Origin of the sequence: Paraburkholderia haematera, from assembly GCF_905220975.1 — a bacterium.
Lineage (GTDB): Bacteria > Pseudomonadota > Gammaproteobacteria > Burkholderiales > Burkholderiaceae > Paraburkholderia > Paraburkholderia haematera.
This window is the reverse complement of record NZ_CAJNBK010000001.1, coordinates 625497-649785: the sequence shown is the minus strand read 5'-3', so window position 1 is coordinate 649785 and position 24289 is coordinate 625497. Positions and strand designations below refer to the sequence as shown.

The following is a 24289-nucleotide window of genomic DNA, read 5'->3' as shown; positions in this document are numbered from 1 at the left end:
GCACGCGCTGCACGCCGGTACAATCACGCGATGATTCCTCGCGACCTCACTTTCGTTCTCGGCGGCGCCCGTTCGGGCAAGAGCGTGCACGCCGAACAACTGGCGAACGATAGCGCCCTGCCCGTCACGTACGTCGCCACCGCGCACGTAACTGACGACGCCGAATTCAGCGCGCGCATCGCGCATCATCGCGAGCGGCGGCCGGCGCATTGGCAGTTGCACGAAGCGGATGTCGATCTCGCCAGTGCCGTGACGCAAATCGACGCGCCTAGTCACTGTATTCTGATCGACTGCCTGACGCTGTGGCTCGCCAACCTGCTGTGCCCACCTGACGGCGACGCTTTGCCAATCGAGCACTATCACGCGCACTTTGCTGCTTTCGAAGCGGCGCTCATCAACGCCAAAGGCAAGATCATCGTGGTCAGCAATGAAATCGGCCTGGGCGTGGTGCCGCTCGGCGCGGCAACGCGCCTCTACGTCGACGAACTCGGGCGGCTCAATCAGCGCATCGCCGCGTTGAGCACCCAGGTCACGATGATGGTCGCAGGCTTGCCGCTCGCCTTGAAAACGGCGGGCAGCGCGTAATGCTGTCACTTCCTTTGATCGTTACCCTGGCAACGGCGGGCGTCGCCGTCGACCGTTGGCTCGGCGAGCCGCGCACCGCGCATCCGCTGGTCGGCTTCGGCAAATGGGCGCTGCGTCTCGAAGCACGCTACAACACCGGCCGGCGTTTGCGGCTCAAGGGGCTGCTCGCGTGGTCGTTAGCAGTCTTGCCGCCCGTACTGATCGCCTGGTGGCTGGTCTCCGTGCTGCCGTTTTTTGCGGCCTGCGCGGTGCACGTCGTGTTGCTGTGGTTCGCGCTCGGCGCGCGCAGTCTGCACGATCACATCGAGCCGATCGCGCAGGCATTGGCGCGACGCGACCTGGCGCAAGCGCGTCTGCTGACCTCGCGCATCGTGTCGCGCGAAACCGCTCATGCCGACGAAGCGGCGCTGTCGCGCGCGGCCGTCGAATCGGCGCTTGAAAACGGCAACGACGCGATCTTCGGCGCGCTATTCTGGTTCGCCATCGCGGGCGGTCCGGGCGCACTAGGATTCCGTCTGGCCAACACGCTCGATGCCATGTGGGGCTACCGCACGCCGCGCTATTTGCGCTTTGGCTGGGCCGCCGCGCGCATCGACGATGTCCTCAACTGGATTCCCGCTCGCCTCACCGCGGCAAGCTATGCCTTGCTCGGCGACACGCGCACGGCGCTGCGTTGCTGGCGCGAGCAAGCACCGCGCTGGGACAGTCCGAATGCCGGGCCGGTCATGGCGTCAGGCGCAGGCAGTCTGAACGTGCTGATCGGCGGCCCCGCGATGTATCACGGTGCGCTGGAGCACAGGCCGACGCTCGGTTTCGGACACCCCGCGAAGGCGACCCATGTCACTGCGGCATTGATGCTGGTTGAACGGACGGTCATTCTCTGGCTGGCGGTACTGATCGTGCTGGCCCTGCTGAGTGTGCCCTTTCATGGTTGATCGAATGGCCGGTCACCACACCGATACCGGCGCCACGTCCAACGACGTGGTCCACGGCGGCAATCTGCATGAAGCGGCGCAGCGTTACGGCATTCCGTACGTGCAATGGCTCGACCTCTCGACGGGTATCAATCCGCACGGCTATCCCGTGCCACCGGTTCCCGCCGATGTCTGGCGCCGCCTGCCCGACGAAGGCGACGGCTTTGCCGCTTGTGCCGCGCGTTACTACGGCGCGCCCGATGCCGCGCATGTGCTGCCCGTAGCAGGAAGCCAGGCGGCGATTCGCGCGCTGCCCTCCCTACTGCCCCGTGCCCAGGTTGGCATCGCGCCGCTCACGTATAGCGAATATGCGCCCGCATTCGAGCGCGCCGGACACGAAGTCGTGCCACTGGATACGTCATGGGACAGCTTGCCCGACACGCTCACCCACGTGGTCGTCGTGAATCCTAACAATCCGACCGCGGAGCATCTGAGCGCCCGCAAGCTGCTGCACTGGCATGCGCAACTCATCGCGCGCGGTGGCACGCTGCTGATCGACGAGGCTTTCGCCGATACGATGCCTTCAGCCTCGCTCGCTGCAAACACCTATCGCGATGGGCTGATCGTGTTGCGTTCACCGGGGAAATTCTTTGGGCTCGCCGGTGTGCGCGCGGGTTTCGTACTCGGTTCGCCGGCTTTGCTCGACGCATTGCGTCGTATGCTCGGGGCGTGGACGGTCAGCGGCCCGGCCCGGCACGCGGTCAAAGCCGCGTTCGAAGACGAAGTGTGGCAACAGCAGATGCGTACGCGGCTCGATGCCGAAAGCGCCCGCCTGGTGAGTCAGTTGCATGCACACGGTCTCGCCACGCGCAGCACGCCGCTCTTTGCGTGGACCGACGATGCGCGCGCTGCCGCGCTGCATGAAGCGTTAGCGCAGCGCGGCGTGTGGACGCGCCTCTTCACGGCATCGGGCAGTGTGCGTGTCGGGTTGCCTGCAAGCGATGCGGAATGGGCACGCTTCGAAAAGAGTTTGCGCGAGGCTATTCGATGATTCGACTCCCGCGCTTCGCCATCGCTGCGGCATTGTGGGCGGGCATGCTTCACGCACACGCCGCCATCACCGTCACCGACGACACCGGCGCAACAGTCACCCTGCCCTCGCCCGCACAGCGCGTCATCAGTCTTGCGCCGCATGTCACCGAGTTGCTGTATGCCGCGGGTGGCGGTGCGAAACTGGTCGGCGCTGTGTCCTACAGCGACTATCCGCCGGAAGCGAAGCAACTGCCGCGCGTTGGCGACAACAAGGCGCTCGATCTTGAACGAATCGTCGCATTGAAGCCCGATCTGATCGTCGTCTGGCGGCATGGCAATGCGCAGCGCCAACTCGATCGCTTGCGCGACATGCATGTGCCGCTGTTCTTCAGCGAACCGCATCATCTCGACGACATTGCCGTATCGCTAATCAAGCTCGGGCAATTGCTCGGCACCTCGCCGAGCGCCGACGCAACTGCTGCGGCATACCGTCAGGACATTGCACGATTGCGCGCGCTGTATGCGAACCGGCCGCCTGTCGGCGTGTTCTATCAGGCGTGGGATCAACCTTTGATGACGCTCAACGGCGAACATATGGTCAGCGACGTGATTGCGTTATGCGGCGGCCGCAATGTGTTTGCGAAACTCGAACCGCTGGTGCCGACTGTCTCGACTGAAGCGGTGCTCGCAGCGAATCCGGAAGCGATCTTCACCGCCGCGCCCGGCGCGACCCAACCGGATATGCCCCTGCCGCAACTCGATACGTGGCGTGCGTGGCCGGGTCTGAAGGCGGTGGCAAACAACAACCTGTTCGCCATCGACGGCGATCTGATCAACCGGCCGGCGCCGCGTATCGCGCAAGGGGCGAAACAGATGTGCGAAGACCTTGACCTGGCGCGCTCGCGGCGGAAAAGCGGCGCGCAGTGACGCCGCTGCGAAGGTTGTGAAACGGGAAGTGCCGCGTTAGCGTGAGACGGCGTCTGCCCGCTTGAACGGCCAGTGCTCGAATTCGGAAAGCCGCAACCGATAGCGCGCGACATTGCCCAGATACAGTTGATCGAGATCGGACTGGATCGCATCGACAAACGAAGATACATCGGCCGCGTCCACCCGATCCTGCGCAAACGTTTCGACCTCGCCGCGCGTGCCGACAAGGCCGCCGCGAATCACTTCCTGCACCACCTGTATCAACGCGTTGCGATACTTGAGACGAAACGCGTCCGGCTCGCCGATCGATTGTCGAATCGCCAGATAACGCTGACACGAGCGCTCGTACGCCCAGATAAAAACATCGCGCAACAACTCGACACGATTGGTTTCGTACACGCCGAGCGTGCCGTCTACATAGGCTTTTTCGGGAACGTCGATGAACGACAGCGGACACAGATTCTGCCGGATCAGCGGGATATTCGCGGTCAAACGCGAGACCCGTTTGTTGACGTCTTCGAACGGCTGCAGATACGGCAGGTGCACCATGCCGAAGAAAGCCTGCTCGAAGGGATCGTCGATCTGGGCGGCCTTGTTCAGCACCGCCTCAAAGCACTCCGCAATCTGCTGCGGCACGGCAAGCGGAAAAAATACCGTGCCGCTGATCTCCACTTCGCGCGAGCGCAAACGGCCGCTGGAGAACGGGTCGGACATCAGGTTGTCGGAAAGAATGGCATGGAGGTTCAGTACGGTGAACTGGTTGAAGCCCACTTCGTCCGCGCTCTCGACGATCATTTCGATTGCGGCCTTGTGATTCAGGATCATCTGCGTTTCCTGGGCGTCCTTGCCTTCCGCAATGTGCCCTTGCTCGATCAGCCGCACTGTATCGAGCCGCGTGTACGTATTGCCCTCGAGCCGCGACGACGCCCACGACAAATCGATCAGAAGCCGGCTCATGATGTCGCGCGCGTAGGTACCGGCCGGCCGTATATCCGCCGACGTGCGCCCCCACTCATGCAGACGCGCACGCTGCGCTTGCGATAAATACATGTCCTGATTCGGACGATAGCGTTCGAGAAACGCCCGGTTATAGCCGACCGGCCGGCGCTCGTGCAGCGGCCTGTTCACTTCCGCACGCACCTCGAGACCCGCACTCGATACGGGTACGTAGGCCTCACCCGAAGTGCTTGCGCCAACGATAACCTGTGCGGGTAAAACAGCCGCGCTGGAAGCGGCAACCTGCTTGTAGGCCACTGCGCGGCCCGCGCCTTCTGAGATGATCCGGCCCGCTTCGAGCAACACGTCGAGGCGACGTTGCAGCGTACGGCGCTGCATGGGATGGCGACGCGTGGCAAGTGCCGATGCGAGCGCGCGTATGCTCCGCCCCTCGGCGCTTGCAGCAATAAGCTGCTCGATCAGATCCAATTCTTGCTTGATGCCGTTGCCGTTCATGCGCGCCACCCCAAAGTCCATGTGTCGCGATAAATCTTAATCGCGACACTTTACCTTGGAATTGTGACATAAAACCCGCTAATCGTGACACTATTCACGGCAAAATCCGTCACGATTTCCATTATCGCGACATATTTTCTAAAAAGGTGTCACGAATAAAACTGGGACTGACGCAATTCAGGGGAGACGGCAAGCGCCCACCCCTCACGCATTCCACCTCACCAACGACCACTGCTGCGCCTCCCCCTCCCTGCGCAGCCAGACAATCCCGGTCATGTCCAACGACCAGTTCAGACAGCGTTCCAGCGGCACATCCAGCACCAGCGAAGCAATCACCCGTATTACGCCGGCATGCGTGACCACATAGGCCGGCGACAACTCGCGGGTCTGCGCGAACGCGTCGAGCCATGCCCGCACCCGCGCGACGAACTGCGCGACGCTCTCACCGCCATGCGCTCGCGCGTGGTCGAAGTTGGCCGCCCAGTCGTCGAGCAACTCACGATCGATCGCGTCCCAGCGACGCTGCTCCCAATCGCCGAAGTTCATTTCCTTCAGCCGGTCGTCATGGCTAATCGCGCAGCCGAAATCATTCGCCATCGCGGCAGCGAGCGCCGAGCAGCGCATCAACGGACTCGATATGAACACACGCGGCGCGGGCACCTGCAACGTGGCGAGTTTCAATGCCAGCGCGGTTGAGGACACTTCCGCATCCTCGACAAGCGCGACATCGCTCTGGCCGTAACACACGCCCGCATCGAGCGCGACAGCGGGATGACGGATCAGGACGATATCCATGCAAGCCCCAGCAGATAGATGCTCAATTCAAGAATCTGTTGTGCGAAGCCCAGGCAGTCGCCGGTGTAGCCGCCAATACGCCGGACGAAGTAGCGGCCCATCCCGAACCGCAGCGCGGCGAGCACAGCGAAGGCCGCGCCGGCGAAGCGCCAATCCGGCAGACCGGGCCCGCTCGGCCAGAGCAGCAACGGCAAACCGAACACCGCTGCGCAGAGCAACGCGGAACCGCTCAAGCGTTGCGCGACCGGTTTGGCTTTGCCTTCGGCGCGCACGTAGTCGAGCGTAGCCAGATAGCTGATTGCAAATACGCGGCTCGCCGCATGCGCTGCAATCATCAGACTTGCGGCGTGCATCGGCGGTAACGCGGCGAGCGTTTGCCACTTCAGTGCTAGCGCGATCACGAGCGCGATGGCGCCGAAAGCACCGATGCGCGAGTCATGCATGATGCGCAGCACGTCCTCTCGCGTATAGGCGCCACCGAACGCATCGACGCAATCGGCAAGCCCGTCTTCGTGAAATGCGCCGGTGACGAGGAGCGATGCCGCCATCGACAGCAGGACCGCTACACCCGCTGGAAACACATGCAACGCCGCGAGATAAACCAGCGCGCTCAATCCGCCGATCAGCAAACCGACGAGCGGAAAATAACGCGCTGCCGCATTCAGATAGTGCGGCTCATAGCCGACCCAACGCGGCACCGGCACGCGCGTGAAATAGCCGAGCGCCGTGAAGAAATAGCGCAGTTCCGCGAGCGGGTTCATGAGTGAGCCGGGTGCGCGCATCTGGATAACGGCGCTTCGTATAACCGATCAGGCATCGCGATTCGCAACGCCGGCCGATTCGAAGCTCGCCATTTCGTTGACGAACGCCACCGCCGCGCGCAGCAGCGGCACCGCGAGCACCGCGCCGGTGCCTTCGCCAAGACGCATGTCGAGCGAGAGCAAGGGCAGCGCACCGAAATGATCGAGCATGCGCCGATGTCCCGCCTCGTTCGACGCATGTGCGAACACGCAATACTCGCGCACCTTCGGTGCGAACGCATCGGCCACCAGCAATGCCGAAGTCGCAATGAACCCATCGACAAGGATCGTCATACGCGCTTGCGCAGCAGCGAGGTATGCGCCCGCCATCATGGCGATTTCGAAGCCGCCGAACGTGGCGAGCACATTGAGCGGGTCATTGGAAACAGCGTGATGCGCGAGTGCCGAGGCGAGCACGTTGCGCTTTTTCGCGAGCCCTGCATTGTCGAGACCCGTACCCCGTCCGACGCATTCGTCGATCGGCACACCGCACAGACGGCTCATCAGACACGCGGCCGACGACGTATTCGCAATGCCCATTTCGCCGAAGCCGATCACATTGGTGCCGCGCGCCGCGTGATGCCGCACGCGAGCCGCGCCGGCCTGCATCGCGGCAAGCGCCTGTTCGTGGGTCATCGCGGGTTCGTGCGCGAAGTTGCGCGTTCCGGCCGCAACCGGAATATCGATGAGACCCTCAGTGGACGGCAACGGCGTTGCAATGCCTGAGTTGACCACTTCGAGCTCGACACCGGAGACGCGGCTCAAGGCATTGATCGCCGCGCCGCCCGCGAGAAAGTTAGCGACCATTTGCGCGGTCACGGCTTGCGGATAAGGACTCACGCCCTCCGCGGCAATGCCGTGGTCGCCGGCGAACACGATCATCGCCGGACGTTCGACCGTGGGGCGCGTCGTACGCTGGATCAGGCCCATCTGGCGCGCGAGCGTCTCGAGCCGCCCGAGACTGCCCGGCGGCTTGGTCTTGGTATCGATGATGTGTTGCAGTTCGGCACGCAGCGTTTGATCGAGCGGTTCGACTTCGGTCATTCCCGGCAAACCTGGCAAAGAAGTCATGGTCGGTTCTAGTAGAGAGAGTATTTGATAAAGCGCTTAGCCTGCCGCTGTGTCATCAGCCGCAGCCGATTCGTGACGCAATCGCGGCGCGGGAATCAGCGCCTCATGCTCGCCGTCGCGAATCAGAATCAACGGATAGCCGAACGCGCGACTCGTCAGCGTGGGTGTCAACACATCGTGCACCGGTCCAGCATACGCGCCGCCGTTGCCGTCCAGCAGCAGCGCATGCGTCGCGAAGCGGCGCGCGAGGTTCAAATCGTGGCACGAAAACATCACTGTACGCCGAGGCTCGCGCGCCCAGGCAGTCAGCGCCTCCAGGCAGTCGATCTGGTGGTGCAGGTCCAGATGCGAGAGCGGTTCGTCGAGCAGCAACAACGGCGTCTCCTGGCACAGCACCGCCGCCAACGCCACGCGTTGACGTTCGCCGCCCGACAGCGAAAGCACGTCGCGCGCGGCGAATGCGGCGAGGCCCAAACCGTCCAGCGCGGCATGCGCCGCGGCACGATCGGCTTCACCTTCCCACCCCCAGCCTGTCAGATGCGGAAAGCGGTTCAGCATCACAATGTCGAGCACGCTCGCGCTGAAAGCGTCGGCTGCGCTTTGCGGCATCAGCGCGCGACGCTGCGCGAGCGGCAACGGCTGCCAGTCGGCGAGACGCACGCCATCGAGCTCGACATGGCCCGCCGACGGTTGCGCCAAACCTGCAAGCGTCGATAGCAAGGTTGTCTTGCCCGCGCCGTTCGGTCCGGCGATACACCAGATCTCGCCTGCGTAGAACGTATGCGTGAAGGCGTCGAGTAAGGTACGCGTACCCGCGCGCAAGGTCAGGCGTTGCACGCTAAGGGCGGAATGCGGAGCGTTGTGTGCGTTCATTATCGGCGCCTGCGCAGCAGCATCCACAGAAACACCGGCACGCCGACGATCGACGTGATCACCCCAACCGGCAACTGCGCCGGCGCAATCACCGTACGTGCAATCAGGTCCGCGCCCATCACCGCGATACCGCCGCCGAGCGCCGCGGCCGGCAGCAGCATGCGTTGATCGTTGCCGAATGCGAGTCGCAACATATGCGGCACCACGAGGCCGACAAAACCGACCGTGCCCGCCGTCGTGACTGCCGCGGCAGCCGCCAGCGACGCCACCAGATACACGCGCAAGCGCAGCGGCATCACCGCCACGCCGAGTGCCTGCGCGGCAGCGTCGCCTCGCAGCAGCACATTCAGTCGCGGCGCAACGGGCACGATGGCCACCAGTACGACCACGAGCGCGGCGAGCGCCGCCCATGGCACCGTACCGCCGTTCAGATCGCCGGTCAGCCAGAACAACATGCCGCGCAACCGGTTATCCGGCGCGAGGTTGAGCAGCAGCGTAATGACAGCGCCCCAGCCGGCCGCGATCACCGCGCCGGTCAACAGCAAACGCGGCGACGTATCCTGCGGCTCGCCGCGCCACAGCTCGCGGCGTGCGAGGCCGAGCACCAACAGGATCGACACGAAGGCACCGGCGAACGCGCTGGCATCGACGATCCACCACGCGCAACCAGCGATCATCGCGACCAGCGCGAACGTCGCCGCACCGCCCGACACACCTAATACGTACGGCTCGGCCAACGGGTTGCGCAACAGCACTTGCAGCAGCGCACCGGCGAGCGCGAGCAACGCGCCGCACGCGAAGCCGGCCAGCGCGCGCGGCAAACGCAGCGTGCGCACGATCTCGCCCGCAAGATCGGCGGACTCGGCATGCGACGCGTGCGACGGCAGCAGCGCCGCCAACACACGGCCGGGTGCGAGCGGCACGCTGCCGAGCGCGAGCGACGCCATCAGCACAGCTAGCGCGATTCCCGCGAGCACCAGCCAGATCGCGGCCGCGCGCTTCGCGCTCATCACGCGCAACGTGGTCGTGGGCATCGGGCTCGAGCTACGGTTCATCGGCGCGTTCTCATACGAGTCCGTTCGTCACTGCTGCTGCCAACCAACCGTGACATACGCACCGCGCCGCGGCGAGTTATACGAGTAGGCCGTTTCATAGTCCTTGTTCAACAGGTTCTGGATCTGCGCGGTGACGTACCACGCCTTCGTGATGTTGTAGCGCGCCGACAGATTGACCACACCGTAGCCGCCCAACGTGCCGCTGCTGTCTTCGCGTGCGCCGCTGACGATCCACTCGCCGCCGACACGCCACCCGGCAATGCTGCGATTCACGGCGAGCGACGCGAAGTGCCGGGCACGCCGCACAAGATCGGTATCGCTATCGAGGTCGACAGGATTTTGCAGCGTCACCGACGCGCGTATGTCCGTCTTGCCTACATGGCCGCGCCACGATCCTTCGAGCCCCTGCACCTTCGCACGGCCAACGTTCTCGGCCAGATAAATGCCAGGCGAGACCTGCGGGTAGTCGATCAGATTCGAATAACGCGTCTGGAACGCGCTCAGGCGTATCACGCCAAGCGCGTTCGACGCGTACTGCAGCGCTGCTTCGATCGAATGGCTGCGCTCCGGCTGGATCGACGGGTTGCCGCTGATCGGATAGTACAGATCGTCGAAGCTCGGCGCGCGGAACGAATCCGAATAGCTTGCAGTCGCCTTCCAATGCCCGGTGATGTCGAAGCCATAGCCGAGATAGTAACTGTTCGCCCCGCCGAAATCGGAATACTGATCGCGTCGCAGATTGGCCTGAATCTGGCTGCGCCCGAAGCGCCCCGTATAGCCGACAAAGCCGGAATCCACATGCCGGTCGGGCGCCGCAAACGTATCCGAGTCGAGGCTCTGATCCAGATGCTCATAGCCGATCTGCAGTTTCTGCTGCGCGGCGAGCGCGAAATCGTTCTGCCAGGTGTACTGGCGATTGTCGGTATCGAAGCGGCCGTTGTAGATGCCGTTGGTATTCGACACGCTGCGGTCGTCGCCTTCGGCAACGATGAAGTGCGTGGTCCACCAGTCGGTCAGCTTGCCGTTCGCGAACGCCGACACCTGGCGCACTTTGGTGTACAGGTTGTTCAGATCGGTCGGCACGCCGTACGCATTGTCGTAACTATCATTGCCGTTCGACTGGAGATACGTGACGCCCGCGTCCCATTTGTCGTTGAACTTGTGGCGCAGCGAAGCCGAGATACTTTCGTTCAGATAGCCGTTCGCGTTCGGATTCGCGTTGGGCGCCTGGGCCGGATTGAGCGACGAGAAGCCGTCGTCTTTCGAGCGCGTGAGCGAGAGGCTGAACGTGGTATTGCCGTCTTTATCCAGTGCCCCGTTCACGCCGGCCTGCTGCGTCTGCGTGTGATAGCTGCCGTAGCCCACCGAAAAATTGAAGCGCGGCGGATGATCGCCGCCGTCTTTTGTGAATACCTGCACCACGCCGCCAATGGCGCCGGAACCGTATAACGCGGACACGTTGCCGTTCACCACTTCGACGTGATCGATCTGGTCGAGTGGAATCTGCGCGAGTTGCGGCGCGCCCAGGCTCACCGAGTCGACGCGTACGCCGTCGATCAGCAGAAGCGATTGCGTCGACGATGCGCCGCGCAGAAACAGGCTCGCCGTCGAACCCGGACCACCGGTGCGCGAAATCTGCGCGCCGGGCGCGAGTTGCAACAGACCGGGCAAATCAGTCGCGGTCGTATCGGCGATGTCCTGCTGGTCGAATAGCGTGGTTTGCGGGATCGCATCGGCGAGCGATTGCGGCCCGCGCTCCGCGGTGACGACAACCGGCGACAACACCGCGGGCGACGCCACCGCAGCCCCCGTGTCGGCAGAGGCAGAATCAGAGGACGGCGAGGACGGCAAAGAAGAAGCAGCAGCTTGCGCATGCACGACGAGCGGCAGGCTCGCAAAGGCGAGCAGCGCCGCGCGAGCGATAGGGGACAGCATGGGATGACATTCCTGTGGATAGCGTGCGCGGCCCGCTTCCCCGCGGGCCGATGCGTAACGAGGCGCCCGCGCTGTTTTACGTTTGCGTGGGGACGACCCTCTCCCTCTGGCCGGTATCCGGGCTGGCGACGCATCGATCCCGCCTTCCCACGCGTGACGCGCAGTGGCACACTCGCGTGTTCAGCTTCAAACACGCGTTCAGGATCGACCTGCATGACGAATGCGGTCGCTTACCGTTGCGGGGGCAGCGCAGGTTCGCGCGTTCTGGCGAACGACGCGCCCTGCTTCCCGTTTAACTGCGCGCACTGTGGAAAAGCGCGCGCGGGCACCAGAGTGCGGCCAGTTTAGGAGCGGCATTCGGGTCCGTCAAGAATGGTTAATCCGTGCGCAATCTGTTCTGTTAAGTGCAGGTTATTGTCCGATGCGCGGCTTGCTTTTCATCATATGGTCGATAAAAGCCTGCACATTGCGATGTTGTTACGTCTCGAAACGAGACAATTGTCGGAACCTGCGACATTCCGCGCTAAAATGCAATGTCTTTAGAGGACGCAGCAGATGCTCACCGAACTCGAATCACTTTCACAGAATATCGGCAAGCTGATTGCGATCAGCCAACGCCACAATGAAGCGCGGCTCGCGCTCGAAAATCAGCTCGCCCAAACGCGTGCCGACGCAGAGGCCACGCGCACTGAACTCGCGTTGATGCGCGAGGAGCGCGATGCATTGCAGGCGGAACGCGACGCGCTGTCAGCAAAGATCGACGACGCACAGGTCCGCCTGAATGCGATCCTCGAAAAGCTGCCGCGGGCTCGCGCGCACAACGAGCCTGACAATCAGCTCGATCTGCTCGAGGCCGCGCCGCATGAGGTCGAAGCGGAGAGCGACGTCACCCGCCATGGAGAAAATGCATGACCACCAAGCAGATCGAAGTATCGATTCTCGGCGTGCCCTATCGCCTCGCCTGCTCGCCGGAAACTGAAGGCGCGCTGCTTGAAGCGGTGGCACGCGTCGACGCCGAGATGTCGAAGATCCGCAATAGCAGCAACGTGCGCGGCACGGATCGCATTGCCGTCATGGCTGCGCTGTCGCTGGCATCGGAACTGCTTAAGCTGCAAACGAGCGTGCGACACGGAGAAGCATTTCCCGCAGAAGAAATCCGGCGTACAATGCACCAAATGAACGAACAACTGGGTACTGTGATTCAGCAGTACAGCACGCAGTAAGCACCCAGCAGTCTCGAACAATTTCAAGTGGCCGGTCCAGAGATCGGCTACGAATTCAAGCGCAATGCATGAGCAAAGACTCATGCAAACGATTGAGTTCAACCGGTTTGACTTCCCTGCCTGGTTCGCCAAGGTCATATATTCCTTGAACCAATGCCATGTGCACGGTTGTGGAAATTTGTAGCACGGGTGTGCGCGTCACTCTGTCTGATGTACCCGAAGTGCTGCTAACTGCGACCAATTCTGAACCCCCGGTTCAGGATGCCGGCCTAGCGGCTAAGGCGGGGACCTTCTTCAAGACGGCATCGGACTTCGGTTCGGTGCCGTTTTTCTTTGGGCCTCGATTTTTCTTGCTGTATCAACCCTTTAACGTTCTCTTCGATTCATGCGCTACTGGCTAATGAAGTCCGAACCGGACGAAGCAAGCATCGACCACCTGGCCCAGTCACCGCAACACACGTTGCCGTGGACTGGCGTGCGCAACTATCAGGCGCGCAACTTCATGCGCGACATGATGCAGGTTGGCGACGGCGTGCTGTTCTATCACTCGAGTTGCCCTGAGCCGGGCATCGCCGGTCTCGCGGAGGTATCGTCCACCGCCTATCCGGACCCGACTCAGTTCGACACGAAAAGCCCCTACTACGACCCCAAGTCGACGCAGGAAACGCCGCGCTGGCTACTCGTCGATGTGGTGTTCAAGAAGAAGATTCCGCTGATTCCGCTTGCCGCGCTGCGCGAGCATGAGGAATTGAAGGACATGCGCGTGCTTGCCAGAGGCAACCGCCTGTCGATCACGCCGGTGACCGAAGCCGAATGGCGCTTCATCACCAAACGTCTTGTTTGAAGTTGCATACGCACATGCGACCCATTGTCGCTTACGTCATGCGCAAGTCTGCGCGCGGATGAAAGCAAACCTTGAGCAAACGTCAAATTAGGGAACCAAGCTCAGGTTACAAGCGCCTAACGGGCTCGCAAACGTTGTGCCAATGCATGGCGTTCGCTCCAATCGTGCACAACCTGTTCAAGCAAGGAGTCCAAGAATGACGAAAAACACCGCACGTGCACTCGCTCTCGCGCTCATATGCGCCGCCCCTGCCGCGCTCGCGCTGACGCCGGCCATGGCCCGCGCACAGGGCGTGACGCAGTATCAGCCCGCGGGCGTGCTGTCGCTGAACGCACAGGCAAGCGCTGAAGTGCCGCAAGACGTCGTCGATATCACGTTGTTCTATGAGCAGGAAGCGAGCGATCCGTCCGCGCTCACCTCCACACTGAATCAGCGCGCCGACGCGGCTCTGCAAAAGGCCAAGGAAGTGAGCGGAGTAACGGCTCGCACTGGCTCCTTCTCGATCTACCCGTCCACCGATCGTGACGGCCGCATTTCCGCATGGCGTGGCCGTACGGAAGTCGTACTCAAATCGCACGACTTCGCCGCGGCGTCGAAGCTCGCGGGCCAGATGGCATCGATCATGCAGGTCGGCAACGTGCAGTTCTCGCTGTCGCCCGAAGCGCAGCGTGCTGCTGAGCAGAAGCTCACCGGTGAAGCCATCAAGTCGTTCCGCGAGCAGGCGGCTTCGTCGGCGCAGGCGTTCGGCTACAACGGTTATTCGATTCGTGAAGTCAACGTCGGGCACAACGGCGTCATGCCGCGTCCGATGATGATGATGAGTGCGCGTGCAATGAGCGCCGATGCAAAGGCGTCCGCGCCGGTACCGCTCGAAGGCGGTACGTCGACTGTGACGGTCAACGTGTCGGGCTCGGTGCAGATGAAGTAAGGCGGTTGATGCTTGAAGTACGGCGGGCTTGAAGTACGGCTTGCTTGAAGTACCGCTGTAAAGGAAAAAGCCACGGCATGCCGTGGCTTTTTTCATGTGCTGACCACTACGATAAAACGTAGCGCTCAATTCACGCCGACCGCATGCGCCGATTGACGCCGCGCACGGCGATAAGACCACACCAGCATGCCGATGCCCACGAGGATCATAGGCAGCGAGAGCCATTGGCCCATCGAGAGGCCCATTGCGAGCAACCCGAGGAAATCGTCCGGCTCACGCGCGAACTCCACCGTGAAGCGAGCAAGACCGTAGCCGATCAGGAACACCGCGGAAATCGCGCCCATCGGCTTCGGCTTGCGCGAGAAGAAGAACAGCACGAAGAACAGCGCCACGCCTTCGAGCGCAATCTCATACAGTTCGGACGGATGACGCGGCAGCATGTGATATTGCGCGAACACCTCGTTCAGATGCCATTGCGCGGCCAGTTGCGGATGCGCGGTGAGCCACGCGGCGTCGTCCGGCGCGGCGCCTGGAAACAGCATCGCCCACGGCGCCGACGGATCGGTCACACGGCCCCACAACTCGCCGTTGATAAAGTTGCCGAGACGGCCTGCCGCGAGCCCGGTCGGCACCATTGGCGCCACGAAATCGGTGACCTGCAGCCACGAGCGCTTGCGTTGGTACGCGAACAGCACCATCGCCAGCGTCACCCCGAGGAAGCCGCCGTGAAACGACATGCCGCCCTCCCACACCTTGAAGATGTCGAGCGGATGCGCGAAGTAAAAACTCGCCTTATAGAACAGCACATAGCCAAGCCGGCCGCCGAGAATCGTTCCGAGTACGCCGTAAAACAGCATGTCGTCGATATCTTTTACGGTCCAGCCTTGCGCGGCGACGTACGGCAAACGCAGCCGCAACCGGCCGACGACAATCGCCGCGATAAACGCAACGAGGTACATCAGTCCATACCAGCGCACTGCGAGCGGCCCCAGATGAATGGCAACGGGGTCGAAATTCGGGTGAATAAGCATCGTGTTGTTATGGGCAGTTCAGGTTCAGAAGCGGATTTCTAGTCGATTTTCGTCAAGTAGCAGCCGGCGGTTTGCACGCCATGCGGCGCATGCATTGGACGGTTCGATTTGCAATGCGTTCGCGGCAGCCTCGGTCGAGCTTAAACATGCTGCGCAACGCACTACGCCGCGACGGTGGCTGCATGCGCTCGCACGATCTCGATGAAGCCGGCCAACACCGGGCTCACCTCCGCCGTGCGCCAGACCAGCCCCGTCTCGATCGCCGGCACCGATTCGGAGAGCGGCCGGTACACGACGCCGGTGCGGCGAAGGTTACGCAACGATTGCGGCACCAGTGCGACGCCCATTCCAGCCGACACGAGACTCACGATCGTCTGCATCTGGATCGCCTCCTGGCCGACCCGGGGTGCAAGGCCCGCGACGCCGTAGCAATCCATAATGATGTCATAAAAGCCTGGCGCCAAACGTCTTGGGAAGATCACGAGCGGTTCGTCGGCCACGTCGCGCAGGCTGATCGGCGTATCCAGCCACTCGGTGTGCGGGTTGGCATTCGACCCTGCGGCGCTGCTCACGCGCGCAGCCGTTTCCGTCGACATCGCGATCACCAGCGGCTCGCGGGCGATCGGCAGCCACGAGAGTTGGGTGGCATGGCGCGACGGCAGCGGCGCGATCACGAGGCCCGCGTCGATGCGCCCGGCCACCAGTTCGTCGACCTGCACGTCGCTGGTGGCTTCGGTCAGTTCGAGACGCACCCGCGGGTGGCTTGCGCCAAAATCGCGCAGCAACAGCGGCAACAGACCGTAATCCGCCGTCGAGACGAAGGCCAGCGACAATACCCCGGCCTCGCCTCGCGCGAGGCTCTGCGCCAGCGGCCGTAGGCCCTCGGCGCTCGCCAGCAGGCGTTGAACCTCGGGCAGCAGGTCGGCGCCCACCGGCGTGAGTTCGACCGAACGCTTGGTGCGCGCGAACAACTCCACGCCGAGTGTTTCCTCCAGCGCCCGAATGGCTTGCGACAACGGCGGTTGCGTCATGGAAAGGCGCGCGGCCGCTCGCCCGAAGTGTTTTTCCTCGGCGACGGTGACGAAATAGCGCAACTGGCGCAGGTCGGGAATGGCAGGCAACATGATTAATACATTTTACGACCTAATCGAGCCTGAATAATATATTGGACACGCGCTTCGCAAAACTGCATCCTTGCGCGACGCGTCGGAACTACACTGAACTGACGCGCCGGCCGAACCCGCCGGCAAGGCATTGGCAGCGTAGGTGCGGCCCCTGCGGCAACACCCAAGCCCGAACACGCAGCACAGATCAAAACAAAACAGATTGGAGTTCCCCATGGCATACAACCGTCGCTCGAAGAACATCACGCAAGGCGTGGCGCGCTCACCGAACCGCTCGATGTACTACGCACTCGGCTACGAAAAGGCCGACTTCGACAAGCCGATGATCGGCATCGCCAACGGCCACTCGACCATCACGCCGTGCAACGCCGGCCTGCAGCGTCTGGCCGACGCGGCGGTCGCCGCAGTCAAAGGCGCCGACGCGAATCCGCAGATCTTCGGCACGCCGACGATCTCGGACGGCATGTCGATGGGCACCGAAGGCATGAAGTACTCGCTCGTGTCGCGTGAAGTCATCTCCGACTGTATCGAGACGTGCGTGCAAGGCCAGTGGATGGACGGCGTGGTTGTGATCGGCGGCTGCGACAAGAACATGCCGGGCGGCATGATCGGCATGCTGCGCACTAACGTGCCGAGCATCTACGTGTACGGCGGCACGATCCGTCCGGGCAACTGGAAGGGCACTGACCTGACCATCGTGTCGTCGTTCGAAGCCGTGGGCGAATTCACGGCCGGCCGCATGTCGCAGGATGATTTCGAAGGGATCGAAAAGAACGCGTGCCCATCCACGGGTTCGTGCGGCGGTATGTACACCGCCAACACGATGAGCTCTTCGTTCGAAGCGCTGGGCATGTCGCTGCTGTATTCGTCGACGATGGCGAATCCCGACCAGGAAAAGGTCGACTCGGCAGCCGAATCGGCACGCGTGCTGGTCGAAGCGGTCAAGAAGGACTTGAAGCCGCGCGACATCGTCACGAAGAAGGCGATCGAAAACGCGGTGGCGGTGCTCATGGCCACGGGCGGCTCGACCAACGCGGTGCTGCACTTCCTCGCCATCGCGCATGCGGCCGAAGTGGAATGGACCATCGAAGACTTCGAGCGCATGCGCAAGAAAGTGCCGGTGATCTGCAACCTGAAGCCGTCGGGCCAGTTCGTTGCGACCGATCTGCATAAGGCGGGCGGCATTCCGCAAGTCATGAAGATTCTGCTCGACGCTGGCCTGCTGCACGGCGATTGCATGACGATCACCGGCAAGACGATCGCCGAAGAACTGAAGGACGTGCCGAGCAAGCCGCGCGCCGACCAGCAGGTGATCTTCCCGATCGAACAGGCGCTGTACAAGGAAGGCCACCTCGCGATCCTGAAGGGCAACCTGGCGGTGGACGGCGCGGTCGCCAAGATCACCGGCCTGAAGAATCCGGTCATCACCGGCCCGGCTCGCGTGTTCGACGACGAGCAAAGCGCGCTGGAAGCCATTCTGGCCGACAAGATCGTCGCCGGCGACGTGGTGGTGCTGCGCTACCTCGGTCCGAAGGGCGGCCCCGGCATGCCGGAAATGCTCGCGCCTACGTCCGCGATCATCGGCAAGGGTCTCGGCGAAACCGTCGGCCTGATTACCGACGGCCGCTTCTCGGGCGGCACGTGGGGCATGGTGGTCGGTCACGTCGCGCCGGAAGCGTTCGTGGGCGGCACGATCGCGTTCGTGCATGAAGGCGACTCGATCACGATCGACGCGCACAAGCTGCTGCTGCAACTGAACGTCGACGACGCCGAGATCGAACGCCGCCGTGCCGCATGGCAAGCGCCGAAGCCGCGTTACACGCGTGGTGTGCTGGCGAAGTACTCGGCGCTGGCACTGCCGGCCAACAAGGGTGCAGTGACGGGCTAAGCGCGCCTTGAGCACGCGCTGATTCGCACCGGTTCTCCGGGGCGAATCGGAGGCCCCGCTCGACGTGACATACGCTGCGTAAGCTGCCTACGCTACGAAAAAGCGCAAAGGGGCGCACGGAAAACCGTGCGCCCCTTTCCTTTTATAATGCGTGCACCACGAGTCGGGCACCTGCACCGACGGAGACCATAATGAAATCAATGTCGTATGCATCGCTTGCAGCCGCCGGCGTGCTGAGCGCCACGTTAAGCGCCGGCAGTCCGGCGGCGCAAGCGGAGGCTCCTGTCGGCCTCGCGCTTGCCCAGCAGCAGAACTGCATGAGCTGCCACGCCGTGTCGCGTCCATTCATGGGACCGGCACTGCATGACGTCGCCGCGAAGTATGCCGGCCGTGAAGATGCCGCCACCTATCTCAAGCACAAGATTCTGGATGGCAGCACCGGCGTGTGGGGGAAGGTCCCGATGCCCGCGAATACGCAACTCACGCCCGATCAGGCGGCTACGCTGGCGAGCTGGGTGATGACGCTCAAATGAATGACGCCGGAAAGAAGACTCCAATAAACACGGCCAGGTGAAAGCGGCGAGCGCACCCGGATAAAGGCGCGCCCTCTGCCGTGCTCAGACGCTGCCCGAGCGCCGCGCGATCTCCTGATCGACCGCTTCCCTTACCCAGCCGGTCAATTCCGTCTCCAGCGCCAGCGCCACTTCGCGCGTGATCTGGTTGACGAGCCATGAAGTGTGATCCTGCAACGCCTCACGGCAGCGCGCTTCGACGATGCCGCGCCCCTCGCCCGTCAGGAAACCCGCGAACCGTCCACGTAGACGTTCGGCGATGACATCCGCATCGAGAGTCGCCTGCGGCTGCGCAAGCGCCTCGTGAGCGATATCCGGCGGCACGATCGCGCCAGCCTCGATCGGCGCATGCGGCTCAGCCCGATCGAATACACCCGCTGACGGCGCAGCGGCTGGCTGATGGCCGTGCCGGTGGTGATCGGCTGCGTGGTGCGCCCTCGACCGTTTTTTCGGATGAGCGGGTTCTGCCTGATGCACCTGCTCCGCCCCATGCACTGGCTCCGGCGCAAGCGTCGGCTCCTTCTGCGCGGGCACGGATTCTGGCGCGAGCGCCGGCTCAGGCTCGTGCCTGGGTTCCGGCGCGAGGACCGGTTCTTGCACATTCCCGGGATCAGGCACCGGCTGCGTAGCCGGCGCCGCCGCGCTGCCCGGCGCACGATGCCCCTGGGCAGGATTGCCCTGCACGAGAATCTCGTGCAGAACCGGGATCGACTTATCGTTAGGGTCAGACACGCGCACTCTCCGTGTTTGAGTCCAAGCTGAAGCAGGCCGCGCGCGCGTCGAATCCGTACGACAAAACACCACGCGACGCGGGCAAAATGAGACCTAGCTGCCTTGCTTGTAGTTGTTCAAAGGATAGCCACGATCGCGATAGAAACGATAGCGTTCGCGGCCCGCCGCGAGTTCCTCGTGTGCGTTACCGACCACTTCCAGCAATCGTTCGAAGCGCGCGAATTGCGCCGGCACCGTGGCGCCGAGATTCAGCAGCACCTGATGGTGCGGCACATCATCGAGGTTGGACGCCAGCACGATCGGTGTTTGCGCAGCAAGCGGCGAGCCCGCCATGCAGTGCGGCACGAAGTCGAGTGGCGAGAACGTCCACAACAGTTCGTCGAACGCCCGCAGGCGTTCGGGCTCGGCCAGCACGATGGTCGGCTGGCCCGCCTGATACGCCTTGCGGATCAGGCGGCACGCATACAGCAACGAATCGCCGACGTTCGAGTGAAAATCGATTCTCGTCATCGGCGGCTCCGTTTTGCGTCTACCGCGACACTTGCAACCTTACTGCAACGCGTCATTGCGCAGCGCGACCGTCCGCGGCCCGACCGTCAGCGGCCCGACCGTCCGCGGCCCGGTCGATCAGGAACTGCGCGAGCAACGGCACCGGTCGGCCGGTCGCCCCCTTCGCCTGGCCGCTCTTCCACGCGGTGCCGGCGATGTCCAGATGCGCCCACGGATACGCTTCGGTGAAGCGCGACAGGAAGCACGCCGCCGTGACGCTGCCCGCCGGACGGCCGCCGATGTTCGCGAGGTCCGCGAAGTTCGACTTGAGCTGATCCTGATACTCGTCGTCGAGCGGCATGCGCCAGGCCGGGTCGGATGCTTCACGCGACGCGTCGAGCAACTCGCCCGCCAGCGCGTCGTCTTTCGAGAACAGACCGCTGTTGTGATGACCCAGCGCGATGATGCAGGCGCCTGTCAGCGTGGCGATGTCGATCACCGCTGCCGGCTTGAAACGCTCGGCATAGGTCAGCGCGTCGCACAGGATCAGCCGGCCTTCGGCGTCCGTGTTCAGCACTTCGATCGTCAGGCCCTTCATGCTGGTGACGATGTCGCCCGGCTTGGTGGCCGTGGCCGACGGCATGTTCTCGACAGCCGGGATAATGCCGACCACGTTGATTTTCAGGCCCATTTCGGCGACGGCGCGCAACGTGCCCAGCACCGAACCGGCGCCGCACATGTCGTACTTCATCTCGTCCATGCCTTCGCCCGGTTTGAGCGAAATGCCGCCGGTGTCGAACGTGACACCCTTGCCGACCAGCACCACCGGTGCAGCTTTCGCGGCGCCGCCGTGGTACTGCAGCACAATGAACTGGGCCGGTTCGACCGAGCCGGCCGTGACCGACAGGAACGAACCCATCTTGAGCGCCTCGCACTGCTTCTCGCCGAGCACTTCGACCTTCAGCTTCCAGTCTTTGGCGAGCTTCTTCGCGGTGTTGGCAAGGTAGGTCGGCGTGCAGACGTTGCTCGGCAGGTTGCCGAGGTCGCGCGTCAGGTCCATGCCGTTGGCAAGCGCGGCGCCCTGCTTGGCCGCGAGCTTGGCGGCCTTCTCGTCGCCGGTATTGACGCTGAACACGATGCGCTTCAAGGCGCGCGCCGCGTTGTCCGGCTTGCTCTTCATCTGCGTGAACTTGTAGGTCAGCTCGCGCAGCGCGAGGATCGCGGCGCGCACGCCCCAATCGCTCGACCGTTCGAGGATCGGCAGTTGGGCAAGCGTGAAGGTGACCTGGACGATCTTGGTGCCGAGCAGTGCGCGCCAGGCGGCCCGCACGGCTTCGCCGTAGGCTTTCTGGCTGAAAGCATCCTGCTTGCCGAGTCCGACCAGCAGCACGCGCGAAGCGCCGATGCCTGAGACTTCGTGCAGGAACAGCGTAGTGCCGGCCTTGCCGTCCATGTCGCCGGCCTTGATGATGCGGGTCAGGAGACCCTTGGTGGCCGCGTCGATCTCAAGGGCCGCGCCCGAGAGCGTTTGCGACTCGAACACGCCGATTACGATGCAATCGGATTTCCCGGTCAGGAAACCGTTTGACGAGCCTTTGGTCCAATCACAGGCTTTTATGCTAAAGTCCATCGCGCTTGTCCTCGGATAAAATCTGGGCTTAGGATGAAAGCCGCAATTATCCGCTATTTTTCCCGCGGCGGCTGCACCGGAGGCGTGACGGGAACCAACCCGCATGTCACTGAGAGCGCCCCCTCTCATCATCAATAATGATCTTCGAACGCTCCCTCCAGCGCGAACTCGCGTATACGGCTGGTGCCGTGTTCATGGTTCTCCTCACGCTCGTGCTGACGACGATGATGATCCGCATCGTCGGCCTCGCCGCCTCGGGCGAGATCGATCCGCGCGACGTGCTGGTCCTGATCGGCCTGACCGTGATTGGCTACCTGGCCATCATGCTCGTCGCGACCCTGTTCGTGTCGATTCTGTTCGTCCTGACCCGCTGGTACAAAGACTCCGAGATGGTCGTCTGGCTCGCCTCGGGTGTCAGTCTGACCCGCTTCATCAAGCCGATCGGTATTTTCGCCACGCCGATCATCATTCTCATCATGTTCTTCGTATTCATCGGCTGGCCGTGGTCGAACCAGCAGAGCAAGCTGCTGCGCGCGCGCTTCCAGCAGCGCGACGAAGTCTCGCTGCTGGCGCCGGGCCAATTCCGCGAATCGTCTGCCAGCCACCGGGTGTTTTTCATCGAAAAAATGTCGCCCGACCAGGGGCGCGTCGAGAACGTGTTCGTCACCAGCACGGAAAACGGCAAGGTCAATGTGGTCGTGTCGAAAACCGGCCACACCGAAACCCACAAGAACGGCGACCGCTTCGTCGTGCTGGAAAACGGCCGCCGCTATGACGGCGAACCGGGTCACCCCGATTTCCGCATCATGGAGTTCGAACGCTACGGCCTGAAGATCCAGAGCCAGCCAGTCGTCAATACGCCAACAACGACCGGCTTGTCCACACTCGCGCTCCTGCGCAATCCGACCAACGACAACCTTGCCGAATTCGCGTGGCGCGCGGGCCTGCCGCTGATTGCGATCAACCTGATGCTGCTGGCGATTCCGCTTGCGCATCAAAACCCGCGGCGCAGCCGCACGATCAATCTGGTGATGGCTGTCCTGATCTATCTAACCTATTCAAATCTGTTGAACGTGGTCCAGGCGTGGATCGAGCAAGGCAGGATGTCGTTCGGGATTGGACTGGTGGGCCTGCACATTATTGTGGCGGCAATCGTCGTGTTCATCTTCTGGATGCGCGTTCGCAACCGGCCGCTATTCACGCGGGCCATGTTCGGCCGTTCGCAGGGAGCCTGACCGATGCGCATTTATGAAAAATACTTTGCGCGTCAGGTCTACCTCACGTTCATCTTTATTCTGTTCGCGTTCTCGGGTCTGTTCTTCTTCTTCGACCTGATCAACGAACTGAACTCCGTCGGCCACGGCAACTACAAGCTCCAGTACGCGGTGTTGCGCGTCGCGCTGCAAACGCCGTCGCGCTTTTACGAAATCATTCCGGTTGCTGCGTTGATCAGCGCGATCTACGTATTCGCGCAGATGGCGGCGAACTCCGAGTACACGATTTTTCGGGTGTCCGGACTCGCCACCAATCAGGCGTTGCGCTCGCTCATGAAGATCGGCATTCCGCTGGTGTTCCTGACTTACCTGATCGGCGAAGTGGTCGGCCCGTACACGGATCAGTTGTCGGAACGTGTGCGGCTCGAAGCGCTGGGGTCGGCGGTATCGAGCAACTTCGAGTCGGGCGTGTGGGTGAAAGACACGCTCACCGCGCGCGCGGACGGCGAACAGGTGACGCGCTTCGTGAATGTCGGCGAATTGAAGCCGGACGCAACGATCAGCAACGTGCGGATTTATGAGTTCGATTCGAAGTTCCGCTTGTCCAACGTGCGGATTGCGAAGAGCGGCAAGTTTCAGCCGCCGGGTCATTGGCAGTTGACTGATGTGACGGACACGCAACTGATTGACGTGCCCCCTCCTCCAGGCACCCCGTCCGATGCGTTGAATCCGGTGTATCGTGCGAACCAGGTGACGATGCCGTCGTATTCGTTGCGCTCGGAACTGACGCCGCAGATTTTGTCGGTGCTGCTCGTGTCGCCGGACCGGATGTCGATGTTCAACCTGTTCCGCTACATTCAGCATTTGACCGAGAATCATCAGGACACGCAGCGGTATGAAATTGCGCTGTGGCGCAAGCTGCTGTACCCGTTTGCGGTGTTCGTGATGCTGGTGCTGTCGTTGCCGTTTGCGTATCTGCATACGCGTGCCGGCGTGGTCGGCGTGAAGGTTTTCGGCGGGATTATGCTGGGGATGAGTTTCCAGCTGTTCAACACGCTGTTCTCGCATATCGGCACGTTGAATACGTGGCCTGCTCCTTTGACTGCGGCTACGCCTGGGCTCGTTTATCTGGTGCTTGGTCTGGTCGGGTTGAAGTGGGTTGATCGCCATTAGGA

General features: G+C 62.6%; 24 protein-coding genes, 1 other RNA gene and 1 riboswitch. Of the genes, 13 read left to right on the top strand and 12 right to left on the bottom strand.

Annotation, left to right across the window (positions count from 1 at the left end):
* Nucleotides 1-30 precede the first annotated feature (30 nt).
* Genes cobU through KHO23_RS02875 form a run of 4 tightly spaced genes read left to right on the top strand, consistent with a single transcriptional unit; the run spans nt 31 to nt 3458 of the window.
* Entirely contained in the window at nt 31-585 is a 555-nt protein-coding gene (cobU, locus tag KHO23_RS02890) for a bifunctional adenosylcobinamide kinase/adenosylcobinamide-phosphate guanylyltransferase (protein ID WP_211609503.1), read from the top strand.
* The gene (cbiB, locus tag KHO23_RS02885; RefSeq protein ID WP_211609502.1) at nt 585-1520 is read left to right on the top strand and encodes an adenosylcobinamide-phosphate synthase CbiB; all 936 of its coding nucleotides are present in this window, start codon (nt 585-587) and stop codon (nt 1518-1520) included. Before cobU ends, cbiB begins: the two co-directional genes overlap by 1 nt.
* Complete coding sequence (gene cobD / locus KHO23_RS02880) at nt 1513-2550, top strand: threonine-phosphate decarboxylase CobD (protein WP_211609500.1); 1038 nt, start codon at nt 1513-1515, stop codon at nt 2548-2550. Before cbiB ends, cobD begins: the two co-directional genes overlap by 8 nt.
* Nucleotides 2547-3458, top strand: coding sequence for a cobalamin-binding protein (locus KHO23_RS02875; protein ID WP_211609498.1), 912 nt, complete (start codon nt 2547-2549; stop codon nt 3456-3458). Before cobD ends, KHO23_RS02875 begins: the two co-directional genes overlap by 4 nt.
* Before the next feature lie 36 nt (nt 3459-3494).
* Here the strand turns inward: KHO23_RS02875 and KHO23_RS02870 are convergent, their stop codons facing one another.
* The 7 genes from KHO23_RS02870 to KHO23_RS02840 all read right to left on the bottom strand — a co-directional run bounded on the left by KHO23_RS02870 (nt 3495) and on the right by KHO23_RS02840 (nt 11439).
* Complete coding sequence (locus tag KHO23_RS02870) at nt 3495-4910, bottom strand: Fic family protein (RefSeq protein WP_211609496.1); 1416 nt, start codon at nt 4908-4910, stop codon at nt 3495-3497.
* Nucleotides 4911-5114: 204 nt separating this feature from the next.
* Nucleotides 5115-5705, bottom strand: a complete 591-nt coding sequence (gene cobC / locus KHO23_RS02865; protein ID WP_211609495.1) for an alpha-ribazole phosphatase — start codon at nt 5703-5705, stop codon at nt 5115-5117.
* Entirely contained in the window at nt 5690-6466 is a 777-nt protein-coding gene (locus KHO23_RS02860) for an adenosylcobinamide-GDP ribazoletransferase (RefSeq protein WP_211609493.1), read from the bottom strand. The genes cobC and KHO23_RS02860 overlap by 16 nt, the downstream gene beginning before the upstream one ends.
* Before the next feature lie 48 nt (nt 6467-6514).
* Complete coding sequence (gene cobT / locus KHO23_RS02855) at nt 6515-7576, bottom strand: nicotinate-nucleotide--dimethylbenzimidazole phosphoribosyltransferase (protein ID WP_211609492.1); 1062 nt, start codon at nt 7574-7576, stop codon at nt 6515-6517.
* A 36-nt stretch (nt 7577-7612) separates the two neighbouring features.
* Nucleotides 7613-8449 carry an ABC transporter ATP-binding protein gene (locus KHO23_RS02850; RefSeq protein WP_211609490.1) on the bottom strand — a complete coding sequence of 279 codons (837 nt, stop codon included), beginning with the start codon at nt 8447-8449 and terminating at the stop codon, nt 7613-7615.
* Nucleotides 8449-9504 carry a FecCD family ABC transporter permease gene (locus KHO23_RS02845; RefSeq protein ID WP_211609488.1) on the bottom strand — a complete coding sequence of 352 codons (1056 nt, stop codon included), beginning with the start codon at nt 9502-9504 and terminating at the stop codon, nt 8449-8451. Before KHO23_RS02845 ends, KHO23_RS02850 begins: the two co-directional genes overlap by 1 nt.
* Nucleotides 9505-9531: 27 nt before the next feature.
* Nucleotides 9532-11439 carry a TonB-dependent receptor domain-containing protein gene (locus KHO23_RS02840; protein ID WP_211609486.1) on the bottom strand — a complete coding sequence of 636 codons (1908 nt, stop codon included), beginning with the start codon at nt 11437-11439 and terminating at the stop codon, nt 9532-9534.
* Between the two features lie 91 nt (nt 11440-11530).
* Nucleotides 11531-11787: riboswitch (cobalamin riboswitch) on the bottom strand.
* Nucleotides 11788-11994: 207 nt separating this feature from the next.
* On the opposite strand from KHO23_RS02840, the gene KHO23_RS02835 reads away from it, so the two are divergent.
* The 5 genes from KHO23_RS02835 (at nt 11995) to KHO23_RS02815 (ending at nt 14434) form a co-directional block, all read left to right on the top strand.
* Nucleotides 11995-12351 (top strand): ATPase, encoded by a 357-nt coding sequence (locus KHO23_RS02835; RefSeq protein WP_211609484.1) that lies wholly within the window; start codon nt 11995-11997, stop codon nt 12349-12351.
* The gene (locus KHO23_RS02830; protein WP_120297991.1) at nt 12348-12662 is read left to right on the top strand and encodes a cell division protein ZapA; all 315 of its coding nucleotides are present in this window, start codon (nt 12348-12350) and stop codon (nt 12660-12662) included. Before KHO23_RS02835 ends, KHO23_RS02830 begins: the two co-directional genes overlap by 4 nt.
* A gap of 110 nt (nt 12663-12772) precedes the next feature.
* Nucleotides 12773-12954, top strand: a non-coding RNA gene (gene ssrS / locus KHO23_RS02825) — 6S RNA.
* Between the two features lie 93 nt (nt 12955-13047).
* Nucleotides 13048-13506, top strand: coding sequence for an EVE domain-containing protein (locus KHO23_RS02820; protein WP_211609482.1), 459 nt, complete (start codon nt 13048-13050; stop codon nt 13504-13506).
* A 196-nt stretch (nt 13507-13702) separates the two neighbouring features.
* Nucleotides 13703-14434, top strand: a complete 732-nt coding sequence (locus KHO23_RS02815; RefSeq protein ID WP_211609480.1) for an SIMPL domain-containing protein — start codon at nt 13703-13705, stop codon at nt 14432-14434.
* Between the two features lie 125 nt (nt 14435-14559).
* On the opposite strand, the gene lgt is transcribed toward KHO23_RS02815, so the two are convergent.
* Both lgt and KHO23_RS02805 read right to left on the bottom strand, forming a co-directional pair.
* The gene (gene lgt / locus KHO23_RS02810) at nt 14560-15465 is read right to left on the bottom strand and encodes a prolipoprotein diacylglyceryl transferase (RefSeq protein ID WP_211609479.1); all 906 of its coding nucleotides are present in this window, start codon (nt 15463-15465) and stop codon (nt 14560-14562) included.
* 161 nt (nt 15466-15626) lie between these two features.
* Complete coding sequence (locus tag KHO23_RS02805) at nt 15627-16589, bottom strand: LysR family transcriptional regulator (protein WP_211609477.1); 963 nt, start codon at nt 16587-16589, stop codon at nt 15627-15629.
* Between the two features lie 214 nt (nt 16590-16803).
* Between KHO23_RS02805 and ilvD the strand changes: the two genes are divergently transcribed.
* The gene (ilvD, locus tag KHO23_RS02800) at nt 16804-18477 is read left to right on the top strand and encodes a dihydroxy-acid dehydratase (protein ID WP_211609475.1); all 1674 of its coding nucleotides are present in this window, start codon (nt 16804-16806) and stop codon (nt 18475-18477) included.
* A gap of 191 nt (nt 18478-18668) precedes the next feature.
* Nucleotides 18669-19010 (top strand): c-type cytochrome, encoded by a 342-nt coding sequence (locus KHO23_RS02795; protein ID WP_211609474.1) that lies wholly within the window; start codon nt 18669-18671, stop codon nt 19008-19010.
* A gap of 84 nt (nt 19011-19094) precedes the next feature.
* On the opposite strand, the gene KHO23_RS02790 is transcribed toward KHO23_RS02795, so the two are convergent.
* The 3 genes from KHO23_RS02790 to KHO23_RS02780 all read right to left on the bottom strand — a co-directional run bounded on the left by KHO23_RS02790 (nt 19095) and on the right by KHO23_RS02780 (nt 21900).
* Nucleotides 19095-19781 carry a DUF2486 family protein gene (locus KHO23_RS02790; protein WP_211609460.1) on the bottom strand — a complete coding sequence of 229 codons (687 nt, stop codon included), beginning with the start codon at nt 19779-19781 and terminating at the stop codon, nt 19095-19097.
* Between the two features lie 93 nt (nt 19782-19874).
* Complete coding sequence (locus KHO23_RS02785) at nt 19875-20291, bottom strand: DNA polymerase III subunit chi (protein ID WP_211609454.1); 417 nt, start codon at nt 20289-20291, stop codon at nt 19875-19877.
* Between the two features lie 52 nt (nt 20292-20343).
* Nucleotides 20344-21900 carry a leucyl aminopeptidase gene (locus KHO23_RS02780; protein ID WP_211609446.1) on the bottom strand — a complete coding sequence of 519 codons (1557 nt, stop codon included), beginning with the start codon at nt 21898-21900 and terminating at the stop codon, nt 20344-20346.
* A 137-nt stretch (nt 21901-22037) separates the two neighbouring features.
* Here KHO23_RS02780 and lptF point away from each other — a divergent pair, with 137 nt between their 5' ends.
* Together lptF and lptG are read left to right on the top strand one after the other, a co-directional pair.
* Complete coding sequence (gene lptF / locus KHO23_RS02775; RefSeq protein WP_211609441.1) at nt 22038-23135, top strand: LPS export ABC transporter permease LptF; 1098 nt, start codon at nt 22038-22040, stop codon at nt 23133-23135.
* Nucleotides 23136-23138: 3 nt separating this feature from the next.
* On the top strand, nt 23139-24287 hold the full coding sequence (gene lptG / locus KHO23_RS02770) for an LPS export ABC transporter permease LptG (protein ID WP_211609439.1): 1149 nt from the start codon (nt 23139-23141) through the stop codon (nt 24285-24287).
* The last annotated feature ends 2 nt before the right edge of the window (nt 24288-24289 follow it).

Excerpts from the sequence above, each read along its gene's own strand:
- lptG (WP_211609439.1), top strand. The coding sequence starts at position 23,139 with ATGCGCATTTATGAAAAATACTTTGCGCGTCAGGTCTACCTCACGTTC.
- KHO23_RS02820 (WP_211609482.1), top strand. The coding sequence starts at position 13,048 with ATGCGCTACTGGCTAATGAAGTCCGAACCGGACGAAGCAAGCATCGAC.
- KHO23_RS02840 (WP_211609486.1), bottom strand. The coding sequence starts at position 11,439 with ATGCTGTCCCCTATCGCTCGCGCGGCGCTGCTCGCCTTTGCGAGCCTG.
- KHO23_RS02835 (WP_211609484.1), top strand. The coding sequence starts at position 11,995 with ATGCTCACCGAACTCGAATCACTTTCACAGAATATCGGCAAGCTGATT.
- KHO23_RS02785 (WP_211609454.1), bottom strand. The coding sequence starts at position 20,291 with ATGACGAGAATCGATTTTCACTCGAACGTCGGCGATTCGTTGCTGTAT.
- KHO23_RS02870 (WP_211609496.1), bottom strand. The coding sequence starts at position 4,910 with ATGAACGGCAACGGCATCAAGCAAGAATTGGATCTGATCGAGCAGCTT.
- lgt (WP_211609479.1), bottom strand. The coding sequence starts at position 15,465 with ATGCTTATTCACCCGAATTTCGACCCCGTTGCCATTCATCTGGGGCCG.
- KHO23_RS02860 (WP_211609493.1), bottom strand. The coding sequence starts at position 6,466 with ATGAACCCGCTCGCGGAACTGCGCTATTTCTTCACGGCGCTCGGCTAT.
- cobU (WP_211609503.1), top strand. The coding sequence starts at position 31 with ATGATTCCTCGCGACCTCACTTTCGTTCTCGGCGGCGCCCGTTCGGGC.
- lptF (WP_211609441.1), top strand. The coding sequence starts at position 22,038 with ATGATCTTCGAACGCTCCCTCCAGCGCGAACTCGCGTATACGGCTGGT.
- KHO23_RS02805 (WP_211609477.1), bottom strand. The coding sequence starts at position 16,589 with ATGTTGCCTGCCATTCCCGACCTGCGCCAGTTGCGCTATTTCGTCACC.
- KHO23_RS02845 (WP_211609488.1), bottom strand. The coding sequence starts at position 9,504 with ATGAACCGTAGCTCGAGCCCGATGCCCACGACCACGTTGCGCGTGATG.
- cobT (WP_211609492.1), bottom strand. The coding sequence starts at position 7,576 with ATGACTTCTTTGCCAGGTTTGCCGGGAATGACCGAAGTCGAACCGCTC.
- KHO23_RS02795 (WP_211609474.1), top strand. The coding sequence starts at position 18,669 with ATGAAATCAATGTCGTATGCATCGCTTGCAGCCGCCGGCGTGCTGAGC.
- cbiB (WP_211609502.1), top strand. The coding sequence starts at position 585 with ATGCTGTCACTTCCTTTGATCGTTACCCTGGCAACGGCGGGCGTCGCC.
- KHO23_RS02815 (WP_211609480.1), top strand. The coding sequence starts at position 13,703 with ATGACGAAAAACACCGCACGTGCACTCGCTCTCGCGCTCATATGCGCC.
- cobD (WP_211609500.1), top strand. The coding sequence starts at position 1,513 with ATGGTTGATCGAATGGCCGGTCACCACACCGATACCGGCGCCACGTCC.
- KHO23_RS02780 (WP_211609446.1), bottom strand. The coding sequence starts at position 21,900 with ATGGACTTTAGCATAAAAGCCTGTGATTGGACCAAAGGCTCGTCAAAC.
- ilvD (WP_211609475.1), top strand. The coding sequence starts at position 16,804 with ATGGCATACAACCGTCGCTCGAAGAACATCACGCAAGGCGTGGCGCGC.
- KHO23_RS02830 (WP_120297991.1), top strand. The coding sequence starts at position 12,348 with ATGACCACCAAGCAGATCGAAGTATCGATTCTCGGCGTGCCCTATCGC.
- cobC (WP_211609495.1), bottom strand. The coding sequence starts at position 5,705 with ATGGATATCGTCCTGATCCGTCATCCCGCTGTCGCGCTCGATGCGGGC.
- KHO23_RS02875 (WP_211609498.1), top strand. The coding sequence starts at position 2,547 with ATGATTCGACTCCCGCGCTTCGCCATCGCTGCGGCATTGTGGGCGGGC.
- KHO23_RS02850 (WP_211609490.1), bottom strand. The coding sequence starts at position 8,449 with ATGAACGCACACAACGCTCCGCATTCCGCCCTTAGCGTGCAACGCCTG.